The 18,083-nt window shown below is 62.0% G+C and carries 16 protein-coding genes and 1 pseudogene; 2 read left to right on the top strand and 15 right to left on the bottom strand.

The genetic code is table 11. The features are described 5' to 3' along the window. From Q4G32_RS13330 to Q4G32_RS13285, 11 genes and pseudogenes are all read right to left on the bottom strand, one after another. Positions 1-911, bottom strand: a 911-nt coding sequence (locus Q4G32_RS13330) for a glycosyltransferase (protein WP_303352151.1), incomplete at its 3' end; no start/stop codon positions are given. Next, the gene (locus tag Q4G32_RS13325; RefSeq protein WP_303352149.1) at positions 898-1,887 is read right to left on the bottom strand and encodes a glycosyltransferase family 2 protein; all 990 of its coding nucleotides are present in this window, start codon (positions 1,885-1,887) and stop codon (positions 898-900) included. The genes Q4G32_RS13330 and Q4G32_RS13325, both read right to left, overlap by 14 nt. Further along, positions 1,884-2,477, bottom strand: coding sequence for a glycosyltransferase (locus Q4G32_RS13320; protein WP_303352147.1), 594 nt, complete (start codon positions 2,475-2,477; stop codon positions 1,884-1,886). The genes Q4G32_RS13325 and Q4G32_RS13320 overlap by 4 nt, the downstream gene beginning before the upstream one ends. A 108-nt stretch (positions 2,478-2,585) precedes the next feature. After that, positions 2,586-2,939 (bottom strand): annotated as a pseudogene (locus tag Q4G32_RS14015) (glycosyltransferase family 4 protein); the annotation flags it as partial. Positions 2,940-2,968: 29 nt separating this feature from the next. Continuing rightward, positions 2,969-4,219: a hypothetical protein gene (locus tag Q4G32_RS13315; protein WP_303352145.1), complete on the bottom strand. Its 1,251-nt coding sequence runs from the start codon at positions 4,217-4,219 to the stop codon at positions 2,969-2,971. Beyond that, positions 4,216-5,325 carry a glycosyltransferase family 4 protein gene (locus Q4G32_RS13310; protein ID WP_303352143.1) on the bottom strand — a complete coding sequence of 370 codons (1,110 nt, stop codon included), beginning with the start codon at positions 5,323-5,325 and terminating at the stop codon, positions 4,216-4,218. The genes Q4G32_RS13315 and Q4G32_RS13310 overlap by 4 nt, the downstream gene beginning before the upstream one ends. 98 nt (positions 5,326-5,423) lie before the next feature. Beyond that, positions 5,424-7,676, bottom strand: a complete 2,253-nt coding sequence (locus Q4G32_RS13305) for an N-acetylneuraminate synthase family protein (RefSeq protein ID WP_303352141.1) — start codon at positions 7,674-7,676, stop codon at positions 5,424-5,426. Then, positions 7,676-8,446: an acylneuraminate cytidylyltransferase family protein gene (locus Q4G32_RS13300; RefSeq protein ID WP_303352139.1), complete on the bottom strand. Its 771-nt coding sequence runs from the start codon at positions 8,444-8,446 to the stop codon at positions 7,676-7,678. Before Q4G32_RS13300 ends, Q4G32_RS13305 begins: the two co-directional genes overlap by 1 nt. After that, positions 8,446-9,606 (bottom strand): RNA-binding protein, encoded by a 1,161-nt coding sequence (locus Q4G32_RS13295; RefSeq protein WP_303352137.1) that lies wholly within the window; start codon positions 9,604-9,606, stop codon positions 8,446-8,448. The genes Q4G32_RS13300 and Q4G32_RS13295 overlap by 1 nt, the downstream gene beginning before the upstream one ends. Further along, positions 9,603-10,625, bottom strand: a complete 1,023-nt coding sequence (locus Q4G32_RS13290; RefSeq protein WP_303352134.1) for a CgeB family protein — start codon at positions 10,623-10,625, stop codon at positions 9,603-9,605. The genes Q4G32_RS13295 and Q4G32_RS13290 overlap by 4 nt, the downstream gene beginning before the upstream one ends. Continuing rightward, entirely contained in the window at positions 10,622-11,521 is a 900-nt protein-coding gene (locus Q4G32_RS13285; protein ID WP_303352132.1) for a glycosyltransferase family 2 protein, read from the bottom strand. Before Q4G32_RS13285 ends, Q4G32_RS13290 begins: the two co-directional genes overlap by 4 nt. 357 nt (positions 11,522-11,878) lie before the next feature. Between Q4G32_RS13285 and Q4G32_RS13280 the strand changes: the two genes are divergently transcribed. Continuing rightward, positions 11,879-13,606: a polysaccharide biosynthesis tyrosine autokinase gene (locus tag Q4G32_RS13280; RefSeq protein ID WP_303352130.1), complete on the top strand. Its 1,728-nt coding sequence runs from the start codon at positions 11,879-11,881 to the stop codon at positions 13,604-13,606. 38 nt (positions 13,607-13,644) lie between these two features. Here Q4G32_RS13280 and Q4G32_RS13275 read toward each other — a convergent pair whose 3' ends face one another. The 3 genes from Q4G32_RS13275 to Q4G32_RS13265 are packed head-to-tail and all read right to left on the bottom strand — an operon-like array spanning position 13,645 to position 15,845. Next, positions 13,645-14,244, bottom strand: a complete 600-nt coding sequence (locus tag Q4G32_RS13275; RefSeq protein ID WP_303352128.1) for an arsenate reductase/protein-tyrosine-phosphatase family protein — start codon at positions 14,242-14,244, stop codon at positions 13,645-13,647. 15 nt (positions 14,245-14,259) lie between these two features. Next, complete coding sequence (locus Q4G32_RS13270) at positions 14,260-15,318, bottom strand: MauE/DoxX family redox-associated membrane protein (protein ID WP_303352126.1); 1,059 nt, start codon at positions 15,316-15,318, stop codon at positions 14,260-14,262. Positions 15,319-15,338: 20 nt separating this feature from the next. Then, the gene (locus tag Q4G32_RS13265) at positions 15,339-15,845 is read right to left on the bottom strand and encodes a VanZ family protein (protein ID WP_303352124.1); all 507 of its coding nucleotides are present in this window, start codon (positions 15,843-15,845) and stop codon (positions 15,339-15,341) included. Between the two features lie 270 nt (positions 15,846-16,115). On the opposite strand from Q4G32_RS13265, the gene Q4G32_RS13260 reads away from it, so the two are divergent. Beyond that, positions 16,116-17,600, top strand: a complete 1,485-nt coding sequence (locus tag Q4G32_RS13260; RefSeq protein ID WP_303352122.1) for a sugar transferase — start codon at positions 16,116-16,118, stop codon at positions 17,598-17,600. Positions 17,601-17,642: 42 nt separating this feature from the next. Here the strand turns inward: Q4G32_RS13260 and Q4G32_RS13255 are convergent, their stop codons facing one another. Continuing rightward, on the bottom strand, positions 17,643-18,014 hold the full coding sequence (locus Q4G32_RS13255; RefSeq protein WP_303352120.1) for a hypothetical protein: 372 nt from the start codon (positions 18,012-18,014) through the stop codon (positions 17,643-17,645). Positions 18,015-18,083: the final 69 nt, after the last annotated feature.

Raw genomic sequence — 18,083 nt, 5'->3', positions numbered from 1 at the left:
GGTTTACCCCATGCGGAGGCTTCCAAAGGAGTGATACCAAAATCCTCATAACTGACGGCAACCAGGGAAGTTGCGTGTGCATAGGCCCAGCGCAGCTGTGGTTCTGACAGATCCTGGGCAAATTTCACGTTCGGTCCAGCCACAGCCTTCAGGTGAGTTTCATGCGGCCCACGCCCCACCACCAACAGCCGTTGACCAGTCATTTCCGCTGCTTTGATCACGGCATCAACATTCTTGTAAGGCAGCAATCTGGAGACCACCAGGTAATACCCCTGCCCGTCTGCCCACTCTTCAATACCTGGGATCGGTTGGATGGCGCCCAGAGTGTCAACATCGTGCGGCGGATGCACCAGGCCGACGTCGTCGCGTCCGTAGATGCGACGAATGCGCTCCGTGACCACCGTGGAATTACCCAGGTAAATCTCCCTGCGCGCCATGGCGCGGTAGTCCCATGCTCGCAGGAAGGGACGCATGGCTGTGGCCAACACCCCTTGGGGCTCCCGCCACCAGTGGCTGCCCAGGTATTCCTCCAGCAGGTAGATCCATCGAGCGGGAGTGTGACAGTAGACCACGGTCTTGCCGGTGAACCTGAAACCATGCGCCCACCCGGAACTGGAAACGATCGCCGTGTCCGTCGGGACCTTCACCATCCATGCGGCCAACGGCAACAGGGGCAATGCCAACCGGTGATTCTTGCGGAACAATCCGATTTTGTTCAGCGGTGACGTGATGATCGTGGCATCGTTGAACTCCGGAAACGTCCCCTGGGGGTCGTACAGCGTGGTGTAGATAGGTGCCTCCGGGTACATGCGGTGCAGGGCAAGCACCACCCGCTCGGCACCGCCTCTCTGTGTCAGGTAGTCGTGCGCGATGACGATATCCGCTTGTGGGGGGTTCTCAGAAGGTCTCACGTGCTCTCTCCGGATGCAAGGACCCGGCCAGCCCGGCCGACTCCACAAGGAACGCCACACTTTTGGTACCAATCCACGGAGGCAGGATCGGCAGGGCACGGTCAACGCATCGGCTGACTGCGTCCAAGGTGCGGACGTTGAGGACGGCAGCACCCACGCGCACTGCCCTGCCCCACAGGCCACGGGGCAGGCGCAGGGGGTGTGCCTGCTCGCCGTGGATGCGGGTGAAAGTGTCCCGTGCAGCACCCGAGTGCAATGCACGGGCCGTGCGTACCTGGGTGGTGGTGGCTGCTACATAATGCGGGGTCTCAAGTTCCGGCAATACCACTACGGGGAAACCTGCAGCGTGCAGTCGGTAGCCAAAATCGACGTCTTCCCAGCCGTAGCGCCGGTAAGCGGATTCATAACCACCCAGCTGGTCGAACACCTGGCGGGGTACGGAAACATTGCCGGCCCAGTACCGCCATCGCGTGGCAGCAGTGGAGTCATAGGCTTCGCTACGGAATTTGACGTCTGCTGTGCGTCCGTAAGCACGTGCGTAGTGGGTGTCCGGGTACCGGTTGAGATAGAGCCCGACGACGCCCCGTGGCTCACCGTGGGCGTGGGCCTGTGCATGGGCTCGCACATAGTCGGGACCTGGTTCCAGGTCATCGTCACAGCGAACAAGAATGGTTCCGGTGGTTGCTTGGGCGGCGTGATTGAGCGCAGCTACCCTCCCCCGATTCTCCGGGAACACGGTCCAGCTCAGATCAAGCTCCGGCCACTTCTGGGCCTGTTGGCCAAGCACTGATTCGGAATTGTCAATGTCCCCGTCCAGGACAACATGGACCTGGAATGCAGGCGCATTTTGCTGATGGGCCAGAGCCTGCAGGAGTCGGGGGAGATGATCGGCACCCCCGCGCGATGGAACCGTGATGGCCACCCTCGGCAGGTTTTGAGACTGTGCCTCTAGCTCTCCGGATTGTGTAGAGGTCATAGCCGCATCTCGTATCCATTGGAGTCGTGTGTTGCCAACGGCACGCCCAAGATCTCGGCTACCCGCTGCCGCCCAGCCTGCGGGGACCACAGGGCGAGCCACCTCTTCAACTGTTCGCCGGAAATCCTCGTGCGCTCCTGGTCAGAGAGCTCCATGGTCTTCTGCATGGTGTGGGCAAGCACTCCGGCATCGCCAGCAGCAGTCAACAGTGGGTGAACGGAACCCACAACCTCCGGCAGCGCACCCGCATCAGAGGCAATCACCAGCACTCCGGCAGCCATGGCCTCGGCTGCTACCAGGCCGAAACTCTCCGGAGCCACAGATGGAACCACCACTGCATCCACGGACTCCAGGAAAGGGCCTGCCTCCACCCAACCCACTACGGAGAGACCTGGCTCTGACTTCAGTGACGCAAGAAGCTCTGCGCCTTCATCAACGTTCGTGAACCTGGGTTCCCCAGCCACCATGAGGCGAACGTTCTGCCGGTCCTCCACACCGCCACGGAGCGCAGCAAAGGCCTCCACCAGAACTCCAACTCCTTTATCGGCGCTGATGCGGCCCAGGTACCCGAAAGTGAAAGGTGGAGTCATGCGTGCGCTAGTTTCTGAATTCGGCCCTTTCGCCGCTGCTCTCAGGGCAGGTGAGGTCGTCCAGTTCCGAAAAGATTGAGCACCTGGAACTCGGGCCGCAGCACACTCTGAGGGGAGTAACACCCGTGAGGCACGCCACCGAGCCACCGAGGCCATACGGCGCTGAACTCCGGTGGGGATTTGGTGCAGATGCACAAACCGATGCGTGCGCCCGGCCAGTGCCAGGCTGGGGCGCAAGCCGTGGCACCACATGAGCTCGTGGCGGTGCCGGAGCGCCCACAGGCGCAGCCGCACCAGGTAAGCCCAACCATCCCCGCCAGGAATCACTGTGACAGCAAATCCAGCAACACGCGCCGCCTGCGCCAGTTCATATGGTTCACTTGGGCACACCACGTGGGGGTCGTGGCCCAAATCGCGCAACGCTTCAGCTGTGTTGAGCAACATGACTTCGCCCCCGCCCATCACGGCATGATTGGCCAAGAGGTAGACCTTCACACTCTCACCCACTGACCCTCACCAGGTTGGGTGGGCCGGTCCGGACGGATGCGTGCGTGACGTGAAACCAAGATCAAGGTTCCCGCAGCCACTGCCCCCGACGGCGTGAGCAGCGACTCTCCCAAACTGGCGGAACACACGACCGCTGCGGCCACTGCAGCTGCGGCCCAGCTCATGGTCGGATCCCGGTATACGCTACGCCGGGTGTAGCGCCAGAACAGGACCAAGCCCAACAGCATCAGCGCGGCCATGCCCAACTGTCCGAACTCCAGTTGGAATGCCGAATAGCTGTTGTGGGAGAACATCTGAACGGTGTCATCCAGCATCACATGGGCCTCACCCGGACCATGTCCGAAAAGACCGCCCGTGATGCGTTTGTGTTCCTCCAAGGACGCCAGTTGTGACCGAAGGATGTCACTGCCTTCACGGTCCAGGAAGAATCCACGTTCATACCATGCACTGCCGGCGCTGGCCCCGGTTTGTGTGGTTTCGGACAGCCACCAAACGCTGATCCACACCAGAGCAGTGACCACCAACGGGTGCAGACGATGTCCGATGAGAATCACCACAGCGGCAATGCCCAGCGCCAGCATGGAAGTTCTTGAAGCCGTCAGGATCACACCGGCCACCACTGTGAGTGCCAGAACCCAGCGAATCCACCGTCTGCGCAGGAACAGCATGGCGATCAGGCCCAGGGTCACCAGCGCCAACCCTGCGGTGTTCGGATCCCCCAGAAGACCGGTCAGACGGCCCGTGTACGACGACGATTCCAGCGTCACCACGCCGTAGATCACACTGACAAACAGGCCCAGGCCCATACCGCGTGCCAGCGATCCCATGGACAGAGCCCCCCGGGCCACGCCGTACATCAGCAGAATCCAGGCGCTGATGGTGCCCAACCGTGTCCATATGAAGTTTCCCGACAACGCCGTGGAAATCAGCACCACGCTCATGATGGCGCCCAGTGCCACCACCAGGAGCCATGTACCGCGGGCCGGAGCACCGAGCGTCAGGAGCACAATCAAAGCCAACCCTGCCAGGGCGAACTGGGCCGGCGGTTGCTGCAGCGGCCACCACGACATGTCACCGCCATCCATGACCAGGAAGAAACCCAGCAACGCGGTGATCCACCGCGTCCTCTCGGATCGGGCCGCTTCCAGCCACGCGTGCTTTCCCACCGGCATGAAACGCCCCGTCAGCGTGGCTGCACCACGAGGTGCCGCGGCTTGAGACACAGTCGTGCTCATGCGCCCGCCTCCTGAAATGTGTTGGATGACGGCAGCAGTGCCAGAGCGACTGAGCTGATCTGTTCGGTCATGTACGCCACGCCGCCGTCGTCGAACGGTCGCCTGTCCTGCTTTGTGTGGCCACCCCGCGCCGAATGGCCGTCCTGCGCCCGCTCCCAGGCGCCCAGCACCGCAGCTGCCACCGCCTGCGGGCTGAGGTCCGATATGAGCGAGTCCGGGGGCAAGATCTCTGCGTTCCCACCCACGTTGGTGGCCACCGCTTCCATGCCGGAGACTTGCGCGTCCAGCAGCGTGTAGCTGAGGTTTTCCCAGGTGGACAGCTGCACCACAACATCGTTCTCCGCCAAGGCTTCTCGGGAGTCCACAAAGCCCACAAAGTGCACCACGTCCTGAATCGCCAGGTGCGTTGTGAGGCGTTGAAGCACAGCCAAGTCTGGGCCGGTTCCCGCAATCGTGACCGTAGCTGCCGGGCATTGCTGCACGATGAACGGAACTGCGTGCAGCAGGGCATCAATCCGCTTCTCCGGGGCCAGTCGTGCAAGGGAGAGAATGCGCGGTCCGGCTGGATTGCGGGTGGCCAGGCGATGCTGCGCCACGGACGTGAGGCCGTCCACGTTCACCGCGTTGCGGATCACGTGAATGGGCTGAGACGGACGCCACTTGTGTTCCATGGTTTCTCTGGTTGATTCAGAAACCGCAATGAGAGCATCAAAGCGGCGTAGGCGCAGCGAATGCAACCGGGCCCTGGCCCAGGATCGTGAGGCACTGCCGTGATACACCAGATCGTCCTGGGCGATCCCGTGTTCGGTGGAGATCAATTTCACCCGGCGGTCGGCGGCAAAGGCCACAGCAGCCACCAGGTCCGCATAAGCCAAATGGGTGTGGACCACAGCGGGACGCAAGGTGTGGACAACAGATCGCAACTGCCGGATGGATTGGTGCAGCCCCGCCTCAGGTCCGAATGGCGCCACGATCACGCCGACCCCAACGTCACGGAGGGCATGTGCCAACGGACCTTCCGGACACAGCACCAACAACCGCAGACCTGGTAAACCAGCAGTGGCCACGTCCAGTACATGACGGCCCACGCCTGCCAGCTCGCCCACGGGGACCACCCAGAGGGCCAGCGGATCCGGGGGCCCCGGCGCCGTCGCAGGACCCGAGTGTGCAGTGCGGCCAGGTGGTTGCGGATCGGCGGTCATGTTCACAGCCACTGTTCCAGTCGCTCCAGTGCGGTCCAGAACCCGGCACCGCTGTTGATGTGGCCCTGCCAAATTTCTGGGATGAACGGCACACCTGGGGCCAGTTCATTGAGCTGTTCGGCCAACACGGGCCAGTCAACGTCCCCATCCCCCACCTGAACACCCTCACCGTCAACGCCCACGGCATCCACCAGATGCAAGTGCGTTGTCAGCGGCGCCAGTTGGCGGACCAACTCGGAGAACGGAATGCCCAGAAATGTGGCTGCCAATTTGGAGTGAGACACGTCCAAGCACAACCCCAAGCCGGTGGACCGGACAAAATCAGCTGTGTCCGTGGGATCCATGAACAGGTTGTGGAACTGCTGACCACCCATGAGCCACGGGAACGGTGGCAACGTCTGCGCTGCCAGGCGCACTCCAGAGGTGTCCAAGTGTTGCAGAGACTGGGCAATCCGCTCGTACTTTGGGCCGCGTTCAGGTGCGCTGACGTGACGGTCCGTGGTGAAACCGCCCATGGTGACCACCATGAGTGGATCCTCCTGGGCATGGGGGAACCATTTGACCAGATCCCGCGTCACATCAATGGTGCGCTGGACTTCTGCAATGGATCGCCGCCAGTGGTCCTCATCCGTTGAGGCCAGATCCACCAGGAAGTCACCGGCGAACAAGTCAGGGAGGTGCGTGGTGAAGGCTTTGATGTTGCGCCCAGTCAGCTGTTCACCCATGACCTGGTCAGGTTGGATCTCCAAGTCCTTGTAGGAGAAGTGGAACTCCAGAAAATCGGGTTGGGTGTCAGAGGTCAGCGGGGCAATGTCGTGATAACGCACCGGCAAGCCCCACGGGCGGTCAAAGTCGAATGCTCTTGCCTGCGGCAGCTTCTCCTGCAAGTCACCTTCAAAGAAGAAATCCCCGGCAGCCATGTCACGGTGCAGGGTGCGGCCCACCAACTGCGCCCTGGCATTGGGTTGCAGTCCACGCCCGGGGCTCTTGACCGCCACGTCCTGATCGGTGATGACATCCCCCACGGACAATTCGTGGGCCGCCACCAAGGACTTGGCCAAGGTGATGCGGTTCATGGCCTCGCCGGTTGAAACCTGACGTTCACCCGCGTGTCCCAGGGCCAGTTCAACATCCCGGATCTGAGCGACCATCTGCGCGAACTCTTGCGGCAACAAGGAGACCTTGTGGTCATTGCCTTCCATCTGCCGATCCACGGTGAAGTGTTTTTCAACCACCGCCGCGCCGCGAGCCACAGCAGCCACCGGCACATGAATGCCACGCTCGTGCCCGGAGTAGCCTGCCGGGCACCCACCGATGGACGCCAGCCGGTCCAGGTAAGCCAGGTTGATGTCCTTGAAAGGTGCTGGGTACGTGGACTGGCAGTGCAGCAGCGCAAATGCCACGCCGAGTGATCGCACCAGGCTGACTGACTCACGGATCTCTTCCTCGCGGCTCATGCCGGTGGAAAGGATCATGGGCAAACCTCTGGAGCCTGCGTCCCGCAGCAATTCATGGTTGGTGAGATCTGCGGACGCAATTTTGAGTCCGTCAATCCCGTAGTCAGCCAGGACTTGAACGCTGGGGCCGTCCCAGGGGGTGCACATCACTGCTACACCGCGGTCCCTGGCATGGTCAAAGACCGGGATCAGCTGATCCGCGCTCAGGGAGACCTTGGCCAACAGGTCCAGCGTGTACTGAACCCCCAAGTCCTCGCCTGCTGTGCCCCTCTGCCGATACAGGGCATCCATGTCACGCAGCTGGAACTTGACCGCATCGGCCCCGGCATCTGCCGCCAGGTCCACCAGCTCGCGGGCAAGTTCCACGGAACCGTTGTGGTTGTTGCCGATTTCAGCGATCACAAAGGCAGGCTGACCTGCGCCGATCACATGCTGGCCAATCCGCAGTTCGGCTGCCCGGTTGATGGCAAGTGCCACCAACCGGCCGCGTTCATCCAGCAGTGGCAGGTGTGACGCGCCTGCCGGGAGCGCTGCTGCGATCTCCTCTGCCCGCGATCCCAGCGGCAGACTGACCACTTGGCGGTTTGCCACCACCGCTGCGGAGACGTCCAGATCCGCATTGGGATTGGCCACGATCCACCGGCGAAAATCTCCATCAGAAATGGATCCGTGCAGGTGCCCGTGGGTGTCCACACAGAACACCACGCGTTCCGTGTTCTCGGTCATCTTCCGCAGGGCCACCAGGATGGAGTCCTGGGTGAAGACCAGGTACGGAGTCAGATTGCGTTCAATAATCATCACAAGCGACCTCCGGGGTGGGGGTGAACGTGGTCCAGGGTGACTGCGTGGTCCGCCACGATCTGTTCGGCCAGACGGAAGTCCAACTCGGTGTCAATGTCCACACCTTCCAGATCATGCAGATGGAACAAGCCCACCCGGCCCCCGATTCGGTTGTGGTGCTGGTCGTAGATCGCGGGGCGGGTCAAATACAGAGAGCCGTTCTCCCGGTACCGCAGGTCCGCAGGCGTCATGTCCTGTCTGCGCAGTCGATGCTCGACGTCGTAGGCAGCCGTGGGTTGACGGTGCGCAATTTCCGCACCGTCTGCGGACTGACCCTCAGCCGAAGAATCCGGCAGCTGCCAGAAAAACGGGGTCACCGGCAGAACTCCCACCAGGGAATCCACCTGCGTGCGCCGGAACTGTTCCACGGCACGGTCCACGGTGCCGGGCAGTCGCAACGGACTGGTGGCCTGCAAAAACAACACACCCTCAGGTTCACCCACCGCGTTGCGGTAGTGCTGCAAGGCATGTTCGATCACAGGTTCACTGGGGGTTTCATCCTGCGCCAGGTGGGCCGGGCGAAGGTATGGCACCTGGGCTCCATGCTCACGTGCCACGCTGGCGATCTCCGGCGAATCGGTGGACACCACCACGTCCAAATCTGAGTTTGCCGCCAGGGCGGATCGGATGCTCCAGGCGAGCAAAGGCAAGCCCCCGAGATCGCGGATATTTTTCCCGGGCACACCCTTGGACCCTCCACGAACCGGGATCACACACAGAATGCTCATCAGCCAACCTTCCGGTTCTGATCGGTCTGGGCCGATCCGTTGCTGGACCCAAAAATCGCGCGGGCCACCGCCCGTGCAGGCTCCGTCTCGGGCTGCACCAGCGCTGGAGTTGGTTCCACAGGGGTTCCGGGGCTCCACCGGCTCATGCCGTAGCGCAGCCAGAATTCCTGAAGCCATGCAGGCGGATCGGGATGCACCACCCAGGCTTCACGTCCCGTACAGGCTGCTTCCAACACTCCCGTTGAAAAGACGGAGGCCACCGGCCCGATCGCAGCCGCCAAGGACTGGCCGGAGGTGTCAATCCGCACTCCCCTGCGCCGCCACAGCTCATGCGTGGCGCGGGAGAGTTTGTCCGTTTCAGCCGGGTGGGGGCGGTACATTGCCCCTGTCTCTCGGCAGTACTGCAGGGCCGCTGCGGCAAAATCCTTGCGCGGTAGCTCCGCCCCGTGCAACTGGCCCAAGAACACCCCGGGGCCCTCCGGCCTTCGGTCCGCATTCTGGCCGGCATCCCGTACCGCTGACTGTGCAGCTGCACTCCACAGAAGTTGTGAGCCAACCACCTCTGTGGTGACGTCGGTGCGGCCGTGGGTCCACCACGCAGCGTCCTGATCGGTGAAGGCCAACAGGTGTGATCCACGTGGCAGTGGAGGTGCTTGATGTGCCAGCAATCCATGTTGCACAACGTTGAACCGCACGCCGGCAGCGTCCGCCCACCGATGTGCCACCTGGCCCGATGGCAGATAGTTGCCAACGGCCAACACCTCCGTCATGGAGCGCAACACCGCCGGCAGAGGTGCATCAGCCGGAAGGCAATCCACCACGCGCGCCCATGTGGGCAGCACCGAATCGGAATGGTGGCTGGAGACCAATCCCAGAACGAGCTCCTGGGACACGTGGGGCGGCACCACATACGCCACACCAGTTTCCTCAGGAGCAAACCGCATGGGTTCCAGCAATGCCGCACGTTGGGTGGGCCCCAAGGATTCCAAGGCCACCAAGGTGTGGACGGGGCCGCCGTCGTGATGCAGGTGCACCACGGGTGCAGCGGAGGTGCCGATTGCATGACGCGCCCGGCGCAGCAGTGGTTGCTGGCGGGCCTGCCATGCACGCCATGCCTGGAGATCTTCCGGCGCGCCGAAAGCCGGTCCGGTGGTTGTCACGACCACCACCCCTGCGCCGTGCGAGCCCGGTGGGCAAAAGTGTGTTCGGCCAGGGACCGCCGTTGGCCCGCGGAGCGGATCTGTGCGCCCCACCGGGGGTCTGCAATGAGTCGCTGACACAGTTCAGCCAGTTCCTCCCGGGAGGAGAAAGTCAGAACCTCTGCGCCTGGTTCGTAGAATTCGGCGACGTCTTCCCGGTCCACCAGCTGCAGGCCACCGTTGCCCGGTACCTCAAATGTGCGCATGGTCAAACCAGCCTGCAATCCGTGCACATTGATGGCCGCCGCCGCCTGTGCTTGAACGGCATAAGCCTGGCGCAAAGAGATGTCCCGGTGCCACGGAACCTGCGGCCGGGTCCAGTCCCAAGTCCGCAACCTGTCCACCGGATGATGGCTCCACTGCCGCCCGTATGCCCTCACCGGGACCCCGTTGGCGTACAGATACTCCATCAGGTCCACACGATTGGGATACCTGGAACCCACGAACACCACTTCTTGGCCAACGGACTTCACCGGTGTGACCAAGGCGGGATCATAACCATTGGGAAGATAGTGAGCGTCCACACCGTGATCAGCCAGCAATTGCGTCTCCTGCTTGGCGTAACTGATCACGGGACCGATTCCACGTAAGAAGTCCATGGTGTGGTGGTGCCGTGAAAGATCGTCGTAGAGCCACAGCATCACCGGCACGTTCAATGCCAAGAGCTCAGTCCAGAACTCCTCCCCCAGGGTGTCGGCCTTGATCAACAACACCCGATCGGGACGTGCCGCGCGCAGAGCCTTGATCGCACGCTCGGTGTCCCATGCGGTGCGCGCCTGCTGACGGGAGAAACCCATTTGGGCAGGCAGTTCCAGCAGCGCCTTGTTGCGCAGCTTCATTCCTGGCGTGGAAAAAGAGTCGTAGCAATAGGTCTGGACGTTGTACCCCAGTTGACTGAAACCAGCGGCTATGGAGTTGTGGTAGCCGTGGAAAGCAGGCGAAATCAGCAGCAGGTTTTCGCCGGGGCGCACAGTGGTCATCGCAGCAGCACCCACTCTTTACGCAGGATGGCTTGCGGGTCAACATCGTCATTGCGAATGCTGCGCACCTGGTTGACCAGAAAGTTCACGACCGTTGCTGTGCGCAATGCAAGTCTCAAGACGCCAGGTGAACCCCACTTCTGGGCATAACGGAACCGTGCGTCAACCAGCCACTGGCGGCGCACGGAGTTTTCTGAAGACCCTCCACCGATGTGGGTGACCTGCACCTGAGGTACGACGACGGAGGCCACCCCCAGTCGGCGCAGACGCCGCTGCAGATCAACCTCCTCACAATTCATGTAGAAGGACTGATCAAAACCACCCACGGCACGGACCTGCTCCATGGGTAACACCATGGCTGCTCCCATCACCCAGTCCACGGCCCACACGTCCCGGGCAACGGCGCTCCGGAGGTCATGGCCAACGGCTCGGTGCAGGGCGGGCAGGTGCCGCCAGCGCGCCAACGGGGAAAGCCACTCGATGACCTGATGACCCACGGTGGGAAATACCCGACCCACCCATTGTTCGGTACCGTCCGGATGCGCCACAGCAGGGCTGGCAACCACAGGGTGCCAGCCCTGCAGATGAGTCAACAGCTGGCGGATCTGCTCCCCCGTGATGACCAGGTCCGAGTTGAGCACCAGCGCCAGTGGCGTGGTTACCCTGCTGAGCCCGGTGTTCACCGCCGACCCAAAACCTCCGTTGCGTTCCCTGCGCACCACCGTCACAAGAGGTAAAGAATCCTGGGGTTGATGAAAAGTGACTTCATACGGCACCGGTGAGCAGTCATCACTGATCACAATGTGTTGCAGACAGGACGGGGCTGACGTCCGAAGTTCATCCACCAGCGCCACAACAGGGGCCGGATCGCCGTAAAAGGGAATGACGACTGTCACCTCCGGCAATTCTGCCGCAGCCTCCATCGTGTCCCCCCGGGAAGATTTGGGCGCTGTCCAGGTGATGTGGAGAAGCAGCACTCCACAGGTGGCGGTCAACACAGCGCAAGTCGAACCAATGCAGGTTAATATACTTGAAAATCAATGCAGTCCCTCCAGTATGGGGATCAGGCATTGAATTCGGGGATCTTCAGTGTGGTCCATACTCGGCCACAACGTTGAGTCATCGCACCCATCAAACGTTGCGTTACCGTAATTGGCGGTTTCAGTGTGCTCACCAGCGCAGATACCCGTTAAGTAAGATTGCGCACCGCGAATTTCTCCGCTCCATCGTCCCCCGAACGGAAAGTCCCGCCCTTGACTGCACAGGACCGAGCTCCGGAACAGCTCCTTGACCCTCCCACCAATTTGGCGCACAGGCTCCGTTCCGTGGGTAGAGCCGCCAGACGCTACTGGAAGCTGGCCCTGGCGTTGATTGTGGCGTCCCTGGCAGTGGCCGCCTTGGTGACCTTCTTGACACCCAAGACTTTTCAGGCCACCAACACAGTGATGGTGGTCACCGGTGGTGGCACCAGCCTGGGCAATTACATGACCTCGGACAGCCTCTCCATTTCCAAGGCTGAGTCCTACATGCAAATCGGTGGCTCCCCTGAGGTGGCCTCCATTGCCGCAGAGTCCCTGGGTGACACCCCCGTTGACGGCGTCAGTTATTCGCTGGCACCGGGGACTGCGCAGATCCGTGTGGCGGGTGAATCTGACACCCCGGAAGGTGCCGCGCAGGTTGCCGATGCCTACGCGGAGGCTCTTTCCCAGGAAGTGGACCGGATTGAATCCATTGCCAGCGAAGGTGGAGATTATGTTCCGCCTGCTGAGGACGGCACCACTGACTCGGAAACTCAAGCTGCCCCCGGCAACAACCTGGTTCAGCTGGTTCCCGTGTCCTCTGCGGCTCCGCCCGCCTCTCCCGTGTCTCCCAATTTGCGCACCAACCTGCTCATTGGGCTCGGAGTCGGTCTGATCCTGGCTGCTATCTACATTCTGGGACGGAGCCTGTTCGACCGTAAGATCCGTTCTTCTGACGCGGTGCAGAACTTCACCGGCCTTCCCATCCTGGGCACCATTCCCTTGGACAAGCGTTTGTCCAACAAGCGCAGTCTGCTGCCCACCACACCTGCCCGAAAAGATCGGGAGGGCTGGGCGACTTCGGAAGCCTTCCGGCAGTTGCGCACCAACCTCACCTTCGCCAATGTGGATGACCCTGCTCGCGTCTTGGTGATCACCTCATCCGTGGCCGGAGAGGGTAAGTCCTCCTTGGCCGCCAACTTGGCGGTTGCCATTGGTGCCACGGGTCGGCCCACCATTCTGGTGGATGCGGATCTGCGCCGCCCGGTCCAGACCGAGCTGTTCGGTCTTCCCTCCGGTGCAGGTCTCACGGATGTTCTGGCTGGTTCAGCCGAGTTGGATGATGTCCTGCAGGAAGGTGCCCCCGGATCCAATGTTCAGGTGCTGGGTGCCGGACGGACCCCACCCAATCCTTCCGAGCTGTTGGGCTCTCAGACCATGCGTAAGCTCCTGGAACGGATGGGTCAGGACTACATGGTGATTGTGGACTCCCCGCCGGCCCTGCCGGTCACCGACCCATCCGTGTTGGCCAAGGCGGCCGATGGCGTGGTGATCGTGGCCCAGGCCAACCGCACCAACTTGGATGACCTCAACAAGGCCGTGGGTCGCCTGCGCACGGTCGAAGCCACTGTGCTGGGTGCAGTCCTGAACCACGTGCCCCGGAGGGGATCGAGCGCCAACGAGTACGGCTACTACTCGGATGGTTATTACTACTCGTCCACGGATTCACGCAGTCGCAAAAAGTCCAAGCGTGGCAAGCGACGCACCCAGGATGCCGAGGCCACCGTGGAATCCGCCGATCGCCCCTCTTCCGGGCAGACTCCCTCCGCAGCGCTGACGCCTGCCGTACCGCCGCGGACATCCACTGACGCCACGCCGGATGGTCCGGAACCGCGCGGGGAAGAACCCGGTGACGTCCAAGACTCCGCACAGCGCAGCTCTCCCTGGGGCCGCGAGGACTGATTCGCCGACGATCTGTGGCAGGCACTGTTTCGGGCCCTTCAGGCCTGGAGGGGTGCCTGCCACTTTCGTTCGTGGTCGATCAGCTGATCCAACGCCGGCCGGAGTTGGTCCACCATGGAGGCAAAGGCCTCCGGACCCAACCGATACGGGTCCCCAACATTCATCTCCGAGTTCATCCCGCTGCCCCGTAATGAGCTCAACAAACGTGGAACCGTCTTCCAGCGCTGAGTCACGGTCTCCGGCTGCGCACCCCGCGGGATGGTTCTCTCCGTGTCTGCGGGCAGCTGTGCCAGGAGGTGGGCGAACTCCCGGACCGTGAATGCCCGTTTCAACAGGCGCGGCGTCATGGAAAGCACCTGGTCCCTGTGCTCTGTGGTCATTCCCAGTACCAGGTGAGCCTCTGCCAGCACATTTTCGGTCAGTTGTCTGGCGGTGAAGTCTTGGGCGGTGCCGCCAACGCGGATCAGCTCCCCCTCGCTCAAGGGATCCATGGGTTCTCCGGTGAGGGCAAACGTTCCAGCACTGGTGACCTGAAACGTTGTGGGCGCCAGGTCATCCAGGTGCAACTGGAGATAGCGCTCTGCCCACGGCGAGCGGCAAATATTGCCCGTGCACACCGTCAGAATGTTCACAGTCATGGTGGCTCCTCCCGGTCAGGCGTGATCCTCTGCAACAGGTTCGGGTGTTCCTTGAAGAACCTCCTGGATTTCCGCAATCATCTGCTCAATCCCATCCACGCCAAGTTCTGGACCACCTGCCAACCAGCCATCCGCACCCAGCAGAACCGCCCACGGCGTCCCCCCGACCTCGAACAGAGCATCCAGTCCCAGCTGGTGATCGTAGAGGTAATGCTGCGGGTCAAGCTCGCCCAGTGTCTGCCCAGGCGTGGTCCCGGCCGATAACACCGGCAGCATGTGAACTGTTGTGCCCAGTCGGTTCTGGTAGTCCTGCCACTGGGACATCATCACTTCACAGGATCCGCACCCCGGATTGAGCCGGACCAACAACACCGGTCCGCGGGCCACCAGCTGACGCAGGGTCACCACCGGGACGTGCTCGCCGCTGCCCTGACGTAGGACGTAGCGGGGAATGGGTTCCCTGATGTATTCGTCCTCGCCGATTTCGGCCGCTTCGGCCGACTGGGAGTTTGTTGCCTGCCTGGACGCGGAGACAGGCACCGGAGTTTGCGCCGGCCCGGTGGCCAGACCCGAGGAAGTTGTGGTCTGGTCTTTCCAGATCAGCGCCATGATGCCAATGGCCGGAGCGCACCCGATCAACAGTGCCGGATTCGAGCCCACTGCGGCCGACCAAGAGGCAAACTGCGTCAACGTCCCGGCCAGAACCACGACTGCTACAGCCAGTAGGCCGATGTTGCGCAGCACCGTCCATCCGGTGACTGCAGCTCGCCCTGCGGCCCCAAAGCAATTGCACTCCACGGTCTGCTCCGATGCTGCTGCCCGGGCAATGAGCACCATGTAGGCACTGAACACTGCCACCGTCATCACGGCAGCAAACACCAACAGTGGGCCACTGAGGACCAGGATTGCCACGCCCAGCAGAGTTTCCAACCACGGAAAGCTGCGCCGAAGCCAGGTGGCCTGCAGAACGGATGGAACCTGCAAGTCTGCGAATGCACGATCCACTGCCTGCGGCTGCCGCACCTTGAGCAATCCACTGATCACCAGCACTACAGCCACGGTAGCCGTGGCCATTATCCAGATCCCTGTCCACATCATGCTCGCGCTTTCCCTTCACTCATGCGCCGCCGGGTGCGGGTACCCACAAAGCGGCAAATCGCAAGGACCAAGATCCCCAGAACTGCTCCGGTGCTGTTTGCCATCACGTCAATCCAATCCATGTTGCGGTCAGGCAGCACAAATCCTTGAACGGTTTCAATCATCAAGGAGGCTGCCACCGCGATCACCAACCACCACCGCCAACGAACCACTGGGAACGTCCAGGCGAGCAGAACCACAAGACCCCCGAAGACCAGAACGTTGAACAGGAACTCCAACTGATCCGGACCCACCACATCAGGCAACCCCCATGTACGCAAGGTCAGCCAGATGTCCAGATTGAGCCTGTGCAGACGGGCTCCCGCCGGCCACAGGAACAACAGGGCTCCCGCCGCCAAGCAGACCGCCAACACGCCCCCCGCCCAGGGGTTGACCCATCCACGGCTCCGACCGAGGGTCCGCCGCTGTCCTCGCGGCGTACGCGCCTCAGCCTCACCACTCACAGCCACTCACCTCTCGGTCCTTCCAGTTGGTTCGGTGCAGAGCACAGTCAAGGGATACCAGGCACTCAGTCCCCACAACAGCCCACAATTTCACCATCAGAGATCCATTCCAGCACGTGACGAATGCACCTGACAGACGTCACATCACCCTTGGGCCCACATGTATGCAAATTCACATCCCATTGCATATTTCAGAATGTAGATTAATCATGCACTTTGACCTCCACAGTCAAAGGCTCCCCCCACCCTGAACGGATCCCGCACGCCATCATGAGCCTTGCCGAACGGACGCGATCATCGCACCTGATTCCCGCAGCGACTGGTCAGCGCTTGCTGGGTGTCACCTGGGAGCAGGGAATCCCGCGGCTTCTGGGCCTGGTGGATGCTGTGGCCATCATCATCGCTTTGACAGCGGCGCAAATCGTACGGTTCGGTGACAGCCATGCGGCCGTGGAAGGTGCAGGCGCTCTCAATTACACGCTCTTGTCAGCGGGACTGTTGGGGCTGTGGTGGCTGACCTTGCATTTCAACGGCTCCCGGGACATTCGCTCCTTTGGTGTGGGCGTCGAGGAGTACCGCAAGCTGGCCTGGGGAACTCTGTGGGTCTTTGGACTGCTTGCCATTGGCTCTTACGTGGGTGCGGTGGAGACGGCCCGCGGATACGTTGGTCTTGCCCTTCCGCTGGGATTGGTGTTCCTCCTGTGTGGCCGCAGGGTGGTTCGCCAGATCATTTCCCGACGCCGGGCCAAAGGTTCATTTCTCCGCCGCATTCTGATTGTGGGAGACCAGGAGTCCGCCGTACACCTGAGCGGGGTCCTCAAATCCGCACCTCATGCGGGCTACCTCCCGGTGGCGGCCACCATTCCTGCCGCCGCACGTGGACCTCAGACGGCCAGCCTGCCGATGATCGAACACGCCCATGACCTGGACTCCATCCTGGACGCTGTGGAGCTACACCAGGTGGATGCCGTGGCAATCTCTCATGACGCCCGCCTGTCCCCTCATGCAACGCGGTTGTTGGGCTGGGAACTTCAGGAACGCCGCGTGTCCATGATCATGGCGCCTTCACTGACCGACGTCGCAGGGCCGCGCATCCACACTCAGCCGGTGGCCGGTTTGCCCCTGATCCACGTGAGCACACCCAAGTTTGAAGGTTCGCAGGCCGTGGCCAAGCGCGCTTTCGACCTGATGATGAGTGCTACCGGGTTACTGGTGCTCCTCCCACTCCTGGTCCTCACAACGGTGGCCATCAAATTGGACAGCCACGGACCGGTGTTCTTCCACCAGCAGCGCATCGGAAAGGACGGAAAGCAGTTTTCCATGCTGAAGTTCCGTTCCATGGTGGTGGATGCCGAGGATCGCAAGGCCGCACTGGCTGCCGATGAGCGCGGGAACCCGGTCTTGTTCAAGATGCGTAAAGATCCCCGGGTGACCCGCGTGGGCGCGATCATCCGGCGGGCCAGCATTGACGAGCTACCTCAGCTGGTCAATGTGATCAAGGGTGAGATGAGCTTGATGGGCCCCAGGCCACCCCTGGAATCGGAGGTGGCAACCTACGAACAGCACGTACACCGCCGGTTCATGGTGCAACCTGGAATCACCGGACTGTGGCAGGTTTCCGGCCGCTCGGATCTCTCCTGGGACGAGTCCGTGCGCCTTGATCTCTACTACGTGGAGAACTGGTCCATGACTCAGGATCTGCTGATCTTGGCCAAGACCTTGCGGGCTGTGGTCTCCAGCAACGGCGCCTACTGAGCGCCCCCTCAACCGGCACCGTCAAACAACGCGCCACAGCTCTCAGCGATAGTCCTGGGGGTTGTAATCGGTGAAGGTTTCATCCCCCCAGGCTTCATCCAGCGCCCGGTCCTCGTGGGAGACCGCTTCCTTGTTGCGCTGGCGGATCCAAAAGCCACCGAACAGCAGAACACCACTGGCCACCAGGGCGATGGGGCCAAAGATGGCCGTGACCCAACCGCGCGTGCTCATGGGAATGGCGTATTCACCGGCAGATGCTCGGGCCACGTGAATCAGACCCTCTGGAAAGGCCCACGAGGCCACGAACAACAGCACTATTCCCACCGCGAACATGGCCCCAGCAGCACGGTGACGGCGCGCGCGCCTGCGCTCGCGCTCATCGTCCACCGATTGCGGTTCCGGACCGTGGCTCACGGAACAGGAGTCTGGTTGGTGCGATGACGTGGCGGGCATGAGGGGCAACAATCCAATCTGGGCCATGGG

Source organism: Kocuria sp., from assembly GCF_030538595.1.
Lineage (GTDB): Bacteria > Actinomycetota > Actinomycetes > Actinomycetales > Micrococcaceae > Kocuria.
This window is presented reverse-complemented; position numbering and strand designations above follow the sequence as displayed.

Coding starts and splice junctions, on each gene's coding strand:
- Q4G32_RS13325 (WP_303352149.1), bottom strand. CDS start 1,887: ATGACCTCTACACAATCCGGAGAGCTAGAGGCACAGTCTCAAAACCTG.
- Q4G32_RS13320 (WP_303352147.1), bottom strand. CDS start 2,477: ATGACTCCACCTTTCACTTTCGGGTACCTGGGCCGCATCAGCGCCGAT.
- Q4G32_RS13315 (WP_303352145.1), bottom strand. CDS start 4,219: ATGAGCACGACTGTGTCTCAAGCCGCGGCACCTCGTGGTGCAGCCACG.
- Q4G32_RS13305 (WP_303352141.1), bottom strand. CDS start 7,676: ATGATTATTGAACGCAATCTGACTCCGTACCTGGTCTTCACCCAGGAC.
- Q4G32_RS13300 (WP_303352139.1), bottom strand. CDS start 8,446: ATGAGCATTCTGTGTGTGATCCCGGTTCGTGGAGGGTCCAAGGGTGTG.
- Q4G32_RS13290 (WP_303352134.1), bottom strand. CDS start 10,625: ATGACCACTGTGCGCCCCGGCGAAAACCTGCTGCTGATTTCGCCTGCT.
- Q4G32_RS13275 (WP_303352128.1), bottom strand. CDS start 14,244: ATGACTGTGAACATTCTGACGGTGTGCACGGGCAATATTTGCCGCTCG.
- Q4G32_RS13270 (WP_303352126.1), bottom strand. CDS start 15,318: ATGGCCACGGCTACCGTGGCTGTAGTGCTGGTGATCAGTGGATTGCTC.
- Q4G32_RS13260 (WP_303352122.1), top strand. CDS start 16,116: ATGAGCCTTGCCGAACGGACGCGATCATCGCACCTGATTCCCGCAGCG.